Origin of the sequence: Burkholderia sp. Ac-20345 (assembly GCF_017104825.1) — a bacterium.
GTDB lineage: Bacteria > Pseudomonadota > Gammaproteobacteria > Burkholderiales > Burkholderiaceae > Burkholderia > Burkholderia lata_B.
The window spans coordinates 1-615 of record NZ_JAAGPO010000554.1; the positions used below are offsets into that span (position 1 = coordinate 1).

General features: G+C 75.0%; 1 protein-coding gene. It reads right to left on the reverse strand.

From position 1 onward, the window contains the following. Positions 1–564, reverse strand: a 564-nt coding sequence (locus G3O06_RS48630; RefSeq protein ID WP_205820501.1) for a carbohydate-binding domain-containing protein, incomplete at its 3' end; no start/stop codon positions are given. Positions 565–615 lie beyond the last annotated feature (51 nt).

Consider the following 615-nt stretch of genomic DNA (forward strand, 5'->3'; position numbering starts at 1 on the left):
TAGCGGCTGCTCGCGCTTCACGCTCGGCAGCGCGCGGCTCGCGTCGGGCCGCGCGGCCACGGGCGGCGCATTGCCGGTCGAGTTGTTCTGCGCGTCGGCCGGCAGCGATTCGACGTAGCGCAGCTCGTCGTCGGTGTCGTTGTAGCGGAGCACGGCGGGCGGCGCGCCATCGACGACCACGTACGGGCGCGGGATCACGTCGCTGTAGCGCAGCAGCCAGTATTCGGCGACGAACGGCAGCTCGATGCGCTCGCCGGGGGCAAGCCGCACCGAGCCCGGTTGCGGCGTCAGTTCGTACAGGTCGCCGGTGAGCCGCCGCAGCGCGAAGCCGGGACGGTCGATCCGCAACAGGCGGCGGATGCTGTGCAGGTAGAGCTTCCAGCCGCCGTCGGCGATCGCCTGGTGGCCGCGGTTCTGCAGGATCAGGCGGCCCGTCGCGCAGGCCGCGCCGTCGGCGCCGAGATCGGCGCACGGCACGCCGGCCGCGGCCGCGTGATTGTTGTCGACGGCGACGCGCAGCGCGAGGCCGTTCGACAGCCGCGCCGCGACATCGGCGGGCGGCACGGGTGGACGGACGGCGCCGCGCGCCGCGACCGCCGCGCTCGACGCGCGCCA